Origin of the sequence: Pseudomonas sp. B3(2017) (assembly GCF_002113595.1) — a bacterium.
In the GTDB taxonomy this organism is placed as follows: Bacteria; Pseudomonadota; Gammaproteobacteria; order Pseudomonadales; family Pseudomonadaceae; genus Aquipseudomonas; species Aquipseudomonas ekonensis.
This window is the reverse complement of the sequence record NZ_NEIU01000024.1, coordinates 66,616-73,847: the sequence shown is the minus strand read 5'-3', so window position 1 is coordinate 73,847 and position 7,232 is coordinate 66,616. Positions and strand designations below refer to the sequence as shown.

General features: G+C 57.2%; 6 protein-coding genes. 5 read left to right on the top strand and 1 reads right to left on the bottom strand.

Annotation, left to right across the window (positions count from 1 at the left end; all coding sequences use genetic code 11):
- Window positions 1-248: 248 nt before the first annotated feature.
- Complete coding sequence (hutC, locus tag CAG33_RS25530; RefSeq protein WP_085586615.1) at window positions 249-986, bottom strand: histidine utilization repressor; 738 nt, start codon at window positions 984-986, stop codon at window positions 249-251.
- 743 nt (window positions 987-1,729) lie between these two features.
- On the opposite strand from hutC, the gene aepX reads away from it, so the two are divergent.
- The 5 genes from aepX (at window position 1,730) to CAG33_RS25505 (ending at window position 7,148) form a co-directional block, all read left to right on the top strand.
- Entirely contained in the window at window positions 1,730-3,040 is a 1,311-nt protein-coding gene (gene aepX, locus CAG33_RS25525) for a phosphoenolpyruvate mutase (protein ID WP_085641010.1), read from the top strand.
- 4 nt (window positions 3,041-3,044) lie between these two features.
- Window positions 3,045-4,172, top strand: a complete 1,128-nt coding sequence (gene aepY, locus CAG33_RS25520; RefSeq protein WP_085586613.1) for a phosphonopyruvate decarboxylase — start codon at window positions 3,045-3,047, stop codon at window positions 4,170-4,172.
- Window positions 4,169-5,176 carry a hypothetical protein gene (locus tag CAG33_RS25515; RefSeq protein WP_218189708.1) on the top strand — a complete coding sequence of 336 codons (1,008 nt, stop codon included), beginning with the start codon at window positions 4,169-4,171 and terminating at the stop codon, window positions 5,174-5,176. Before aepY ends, CAG33_RS25515 begins: the two co-directional genes overlap by 4 nt.
- Window positions 5,177-5,388: 212 nt before the next feature.
- Window positions 5,389-5,754 carry a cupin domain-containing protein gene (locus tag CAG33_RS25510; protein ID WP_139831532.1) on the top strand — a complete coding sequence of 122 codons (366 nt, stop codon included), beginning with the start codon at window positions 5,389-5,391 and terminating at the stop codon, window positions 5,752-5,754.
- Window positions 5,751-7,148 (top strand): class I tRNA ligase family protein, encoded by a 1,398-nt coding sequence (locus CAG33_RS25505; protein WP_085641006.1) that lies wholly within the window; start codon window positions 5,751-5,753, stop codon window positions 7,146-7,148. The genes CAG33_RS25510 and CAG33_RS25505 overlap by 4 nt, the downstream gene beginning before the upstream one ends.
- Window positions 7,149-7,232: the final 84 nt, after the last annotated feature.

Sequence of the window (7,232 nt, the reverse complement as noted above, 5' to 3'; positions counted from 1 at the left end):
GCGACCGGGCTGCTGGCGTCGCGGTGCCTGAGCGCGTTGGTGCCTGCCAAACTGCTGCCGAGCCTGTAAGGGCCTCATCGCTGGCAAGCCAGCTCCCACGGGTTCTGCGCAGTCCCCTGTGGGAGCTGGCTTGCCAGCGATGACGGCAGTCCAGGCGCCGCAAAGACAGCTGCTCCCGCATTGAAGCCTGTACACCTTGCGGAAGCGGCATTGCGATTGGATTTTGAAAGCGGTGGAGCCCTGAGGGATCAACTTTCCCTGTGGGCGCCATTGACCGGAAGACGGCTGCCCAGGCGGTAGCGCGACGACGGGTGAACCAGGCGCACATAGGTGACGATCTTGCCCTGGTTCCAGGTCCGGCGCATGAGCACCAGGCAAGGCTCGTTGTCATCGATCTGCATGTATTTGCTCTCGTCGCCGCTGGGGTGGCTGGCCTCGACGATGTGCTCCATCTCATCCGGCCGGATGACCTGCAACAGGTACCGGGCCGGTTGCAGGCTTTCGCCGAACGCCTGCTGCAGAAACTCCGGCACCATCTCGGGATTGACGTAGCGGTCCTCCAATTGCACCGGCACGCCTTCTTCGCTGTGCACACAGATCAAATGAAACACCGACGCCCCTGTAGGCAACGCCAACGCAGCGGCCACCTGCATCGAGGCGGCCTCGCGTGCCAGGTGCAGCACCTTGCACGTGTAGCTGTGCCCCCGGGCGATGATTTCGTCGGCGATGTTGGTGATGCGCAGCAGGTTCGACTGCGGCTTGCTCTCGGCCACGAACGTGCCGACCCCCGAGATCCGCACCAGGTGGCCTTCGTCGGCGAGTTCGCGCAGGGCACGGTTGACCGTCATGCGCGACATGCCCAGCTCCTGCACCAACTGATGCTCGGAAGGGATCAGGTCGCCGGGTTTCCAGACCCCGGCGCGAAGCTTGCCTTGCACGAAATCCTTCGCGCGTTGATAGCGCGCTTGCGGCGCATTCTTAGTCATCAGTCAATCAATCCGAATCTCTTCCACGGCAAAGGCGCTTGCCGAGTCTTGGCGACAAAGCCGCTATCCTCACAGCTTAGGAGGGACAGCCGCAAGTGCCGGGCGCATTCAAATGGCGTGCCGGAGCAGGGCATGGCCGCTGCGCCTCGTCCTGCGCCTGTTCTCCTTTGTCGCGGAACGCTCAGGTGCCGCACTTGCGATGTTCTCGTTGTCTTTCACCGTACGGTGTCTGCGATATGTTTCTTACATGGCTATAGTTGTATGTACATATAATGCAGTGCAACTTCTGCAGAAGGCGAGCTTGGGCAATATTTCACAATTGCTACATGAAAGTGAATTAAATATTAAAGTTTTGCTCCGATAAAAAAATATTGACATGTTTATTTCATGACAAGATACTTCGATTCGGAAGTAATAAAGCACTTCACCGTCGATGGAATAAGATTCCTGAGAAGCATAACGTCCAATCAGACTCGCCTGCTTCGAAACGGCTCCCGATCTCTGCAATACCAGTATCTTGTTTCGTGTTGCCCGACAGTTACGGCACTGTAGCCTTACAGGCAGCCAATGGTCGTCGCTCACTTGTTCAATTCTTATATATGTTTGGCCTGCGCATTCTGTTGGGGTGAACTCGTGTTTGCTCTGATTAAAACTTGCCTATTGGTTCTAATGGGCAGGGCGGGCGCGGTTGGTTCGAGACGTCAACTTCAATAGCATTATCATGAAGATCTGGAATAGGGCATATGGATATTGCTGGCAATGTTGTATACGTAAAGATGAACGCTGATATTCTTCATTCGGGTCACATTGACGTGATCGGTGAAGCGGAAAAGTATGGTTCTGTGGTCGTTGGTGTGTTGACGGACAAGGCGATGGCGTTGTCCGGACGCGAGCCGATATTGAATTTCGAACAGCGTGCAAGTGTTTTCAGTCGTGTCAAAGGTGTCTCCAAGGTGGTGCCTCAAGACAGTGCGGACGCCATTACCAACATTCTGGATTTACAACCGACCTACGTTCTCCACTGGGACGATGAAGGCAAGGGCATCGGTCGGCCCGAGCGGGAACGCGTCGAACAGGCGCTTTCCGGCTGGGGCGGGAAACTGATTGTCAGCGATCAATCTCACACAGGCTCGAATGCGTCAGTGTTTGAGCGCTTGAACAAGGCCTACGCCAGACCGCATTCCAGGCAGCAGCAACTGAGCCGCCTTCTTGAGGCCAAGTCCTTTGTCCGGGTGCTCGAAGCCCATACACCGCTGTGCGGGCTGATTATCGAAAACCTGCAGGTCGAATCAGGCGGAGAATCCCGAACGTTTGATGCGATGTGGTCCAGCAGCCTGACCGACTCGACATCCAAGGGGAAACCCGACATCGAGGCGGTGGACCTGACGTCGCGTCTGCAGAACATCAACGACATCTTTGAGGTCACCACCAAACCGCTCATCTATGACGCCGACACCGGCGGCAAACCCGAGCACTTTGCGCTGGCGGTGAAGAGCCTGGAGAGGGTCGGTGTCTCTGCGGTCATCATTGAAGACAAAACCGGGTTGAAGAAGAACTCACTGTTCGGCAACTCCGTCACGCAGGATCAGGAAAGTATCGAAGCGTTTTGCCATAAGATCCAAGTCGGCAAGGCGGCCTGCCAAACCAATGACTTCATGATCATTGCGAGAATCGAAAGCCTGATACTCGAGAAAGGCATGCATGACGCGCTAGCGCGCGCCAAGGCGTACATCGCGGCCGGGGCCGACGGCATCATGATCCACAGCCGTGAAAAATCCCCTGCCGAGATCCTGGAGTTCTGCCGGCACTACGCGATGTTCGATGAGCGCGTACCCCTTGTCGCCGTTCCCTCCAGTTACAACAGCATCACTGACATTGAGTTGTCCCGCGCAGGTGTGAACATCGTCATCTACGCCAACCACATGTTGCGGGCTTCCTATCCGGCGATGAGCCGCATCGCGCAGTCGATCCTGATGCATGGCCGCTCCATGGAGTGCGAGTCGGAATGCATGCCGATCAACGAGATTTTGGATCTGATACCAGGGACGCGGTGATTCGATGATTTCTCCAGAGTTTTTTTACCAGTCACTGAAAAGCAAGGGTGTCGAGTACTTTGCGGGCACGCCGGACTCGTTGTTGAAGTCGTTCTGCTTCTACGTTTCCGAGCACACACCCGCCAGCCATCATGTCATCGCGGCCAACGAGGGCGGCGCCATCGGTTTGGCGATGGGGTATCACCTGGCGACAGGCGGCATCCCGGCGGTGTACATGCAGAACTCGGGCTTGGGCAATGCGATCAATCCGTTGCTGTCGCTGGGCGATCCCGATGTCTACTCTATCCCGATGATTCTGATCATTGGCTGGAGAGGCGAACCTGGTGTGAAGGATGAGCCGCAGCACCTGAAGCAAGGGCGCGTGACATTGGCGCTGCTGGAGGCCATGGAAATACCTTATGACGTGATTGACGGTGACGAATCCCTCGCCCGGGCAGCCATATCAAGAGCGGTCGAGACCGCCGCCTCTCAGTCCCGCGCCTATGCACTGGTGGTCAAGGGCGGGGCCGTCGGCAGCTTCGAACCCCGCGTCGAGGGCAATAAGGTGTTTTCCTACTCTCGCGAAGACGTCATCGATGCGCTGGTCCAGCGGCTCGATGAACGCCACATTGTGGTTGCCACCACCGGCATGATTTCCAGGGAGTTGTTCGAGTGCCGCAAAAGGCACGGACAAGGGCATGACGCGGACTTCCTGACCATCGGCGGCATGGGGCACGCCTCGCAGATCGCCCTCGAGATTGCCACGCACAAGCCGGATCGCCAGGTGATCTGCCTGGACGGGGACGGCGCGCTGCTGATGCACATGGGGAGCGCGGCCATTGCAGGGACGAGGGCCAAAGGCAACTTCAAGCACCTTGTCATCAATAACGGCGCCCACGACTCCGTGGGCGGTCAGCCGACCGTCGCGCAATCGATCGACCTGCAGTCAGTGTTCGTCGGCTGTGGCTACAGCTACGTGTCGCTCTGCGTCGCGCGCGGCGATCTGTTTGAGGAGATCGAGTGGTTGCTTGATGCGCAGGGCCCGGCCTTGCTGGAGATCATGGTCGACAAGGGCGCCCGAGGCGATCTGGGTCGGCCCTCGATGGACTTGAAGGAAAGGCTGGCGGGGTTCATGGCATTCGTTTCCGATTGAATCCCACCCTTGTCGTGCCGTCCGTGGCCGGCAACGGCGATCGGCAGGGTGCCGGCTCATGCGGCGGCAGGCCAGGGATAAGCGACAAGCACAAGGAGAAAAAGCGTTTGAACTCAATGGCATTTGCAATAACTCTTTTGTCGGTATGCATGCACGCGGGCTGGAATCTGCTCGGCAAGAAACAGGCGCCGTCCTTGAGCTTTTTCATACTGGCGATCGGCACGAGCGCCATTCTGTTCAGCCCGCTGCTGAGCCTGGGGGCGGGCCTGGATAAGCTGCCGGCGATGTTCTGGTGGCTGCTGCTGGCGACCGGGCTTTGCCAGATGCTGTACATGGGCGGGTTGGCCTGGGCCTATTCCCGTGGGGATGTCAGCGTCATTTACCCGCTGGCCCGAGCGCTGCCGGTGGTGATGGTTCCCATGGTGACGGTGGGGCTGCTGGGCAGCCAGGCGCTGGTCGCCAGAGACTGGTACGGCATTGTCTTGATTGTGTTGGGCGCACTCTGTCTGCCGTTGAGCAGCTTCCGTTCCTTTCGACTGAAAACATACTTCAACCCGGCATTGGGCTATGCGCTGTTGGCCGCCGCAGGAACCGTAGGCTATTCGGTGATCGACAAAGTGGCGCTGGATATGATGGTCAATGCCGGCTTTTCACGATTGACGGCCGGCGCCAACTACATGGTGCTGCAAGCGTTGACCACGGTGTTGTGGGGACTGCCGTTGATTGCGGTGATGAGTTCAGAGCGAACGGTGTTCGCTCCTGTCTGGCGCGAGCATCGTCGCTCGATACTCGTCACCGGTTTGATGATTACCGCTACTTACGGACTTGTTCTCATCGCCATGGCGTTCAGTACGGATGTCAGTTACATCGTCGCGCTGAGGCAACTGTCGATTCCCGTAGGGGTATTGATTGGCGTGGTGTGGCTCAAGGAAACAGCGCCGCCCCTGAAGATCATCAGTGTCGCTGTGATGTTGCTGGGCCTGCTCGTCATTTCGTTACGGTAAGTCAGCCATCGTTGCGATGAAGCGAACGAGCCGCTGTTAAAAGAAAGACGGACTCGCCTGCGAAGGGCATGTCCAAATGATCGCTGTTGTTTTGATGATTTGTGGTGTCGCTTGTTTTGCGCTCAGGTTTTGCGCAAACAAGCGATATCCACGAAGGGCTTTGCATTGCCCGCAGTTCAATAAAACATAGTTAACCTAAGAGGGATTTAAGCGTGACTATCGATCGTGATGAAAGCAGTAAATACAATGCCGAATATGATGTATCGGTACGCCGCCTGAGTGACTTGCTGGCCCTGACTTCCGCAAAGAAGGAGGCCATGGGCGCTGCCATGGTCGAGTTCTATCCAGGTGAAACTATCCGCGAGCACATCAATAAAGAAAACGTAGAAGAGATTTTTCTGCTGCTCGATGGCACGGCTGATTTCACGCTGGATGGCGTCGTTCATTCCGTGAAGGCGGGCGATGTCGCTTTCGCGAAAATCGGACAAAGCCACTCGTTCAAAAACACGTCGACCGATAAGGCCCGCCTGTTCAGCCTGTGGTGGAAAGCGGTGAGCACCGAGCAGGTGCCGGCATGAGCACAGTGAGCCGTTCGCCTTCATCGCCCATGATCATCCTGACGCCACCTCCGACGCCCAACGGTCGTCTGCACATCGGCCATATCTCAGGCCCTTACCTTCGTGCGGACCTGCATTCACGGCTGATGCGGTTTGTGAGCGGACGGCCCGTCCAACACCTGTCCCACATCGATACCTATCAGAGCTACGTCCCGAAAAAGGCGGCTCAACTGGGCCGTGACGTCAATGAGTTCTTCGAGGATGTCCAGGCGGGCATCAAGCATGACTTCAAATCGTTCGGCATCGACCACGACCTGTTCATCGACAACACCTCGACGCAATACCTGGCGTTTCTCGATTCGGCGGTGGAGCACCTGATCCCCCGGCTGAATCTGGAAACCGCCAAGGCAAAGCATTGCTCAAAGTGTGACAGTTCGCTGTATGAGGCCAACGTGAAAGGCTTTTGCAGCCATTGTCTTCACGACGCCTTTCTCAACGTCTGCGAAAATTGCTGCATCCCTTTGGCGTTTGAAAAAGCGATCGCACCGGTGTGCGATACCTGCGGTCATGCGGATCATGTCCTGAGCGAAAAAGAGGTGCAGTTCCTTGCGATCACGGCCAAGGAAGTTGAACGGATCGCAGAAGTGGTCGACACGCTGCATTCGGGCAACCGTCGCATCGACTCGATGTTCCAGCACCTGAAGGCCCACCGGATCGGGTTCAGCTACGATGCCGCGTACGGCGTGTTTCCCAAAACGATGCAGGGGGCCTTGAATCCCTGGATTGAGATCTACTTCGGGCATCTGTATTCCGTTCTGAAAGCGTGCAATGTGGACACATCAGTCGGTTTTGCAGAGTCCGTGCGGCGCTTGAACGCTTTGGAGCACCCGCCTGAGGTCGTCGCCTACTTCGGGATCGATAACTCTTATTACTATGCGTTCCTGTTTCCCTACCTTTCCATGGTGCTGGGCATCACCGCCATGGTGCCCACGGCATTGAAGGCCAGTTTTTTCCTGTTCCTGAACAACGCCAAGATCTCATCAAGCCGCAATAACGTCATCTGGGCTGCCGACCTGCTGAAAGAAGGTGAGCTCAAACGATTGAGGACCAACCTGGCCGACAGTTGCCCCGAGTTCGCCACCAAGGGGTACGCCGAGAGCCATAGTCGTGCGCCCGTATCAGGCGGCGAGCCAGCAGGGGGCGCAGACACCACGCCCTACGCATCCGTAGGCGCATTCAAGCAGCGGTTGTCGGCAATGACAGACGCACGGGCGTTCAGCGTTGAGGAACTGCTCAATGTCATCAATAAGGCAGGCAGTTACTCGGCTCACCTGAAAACGGTGGCGAGACCTCAGGAAGCGGCGGCCATCGACGGTTTTCTTGAAGCGCTGCTGGACGCCCTGTCGCTTGGCTGAAGGCGATTGAACCTCAGTGCACTCGTTATCCGCGCCGTCCTGGTGTCGCGTTCAGACACGGGGTGCGCGCCGTTTGATCAATCA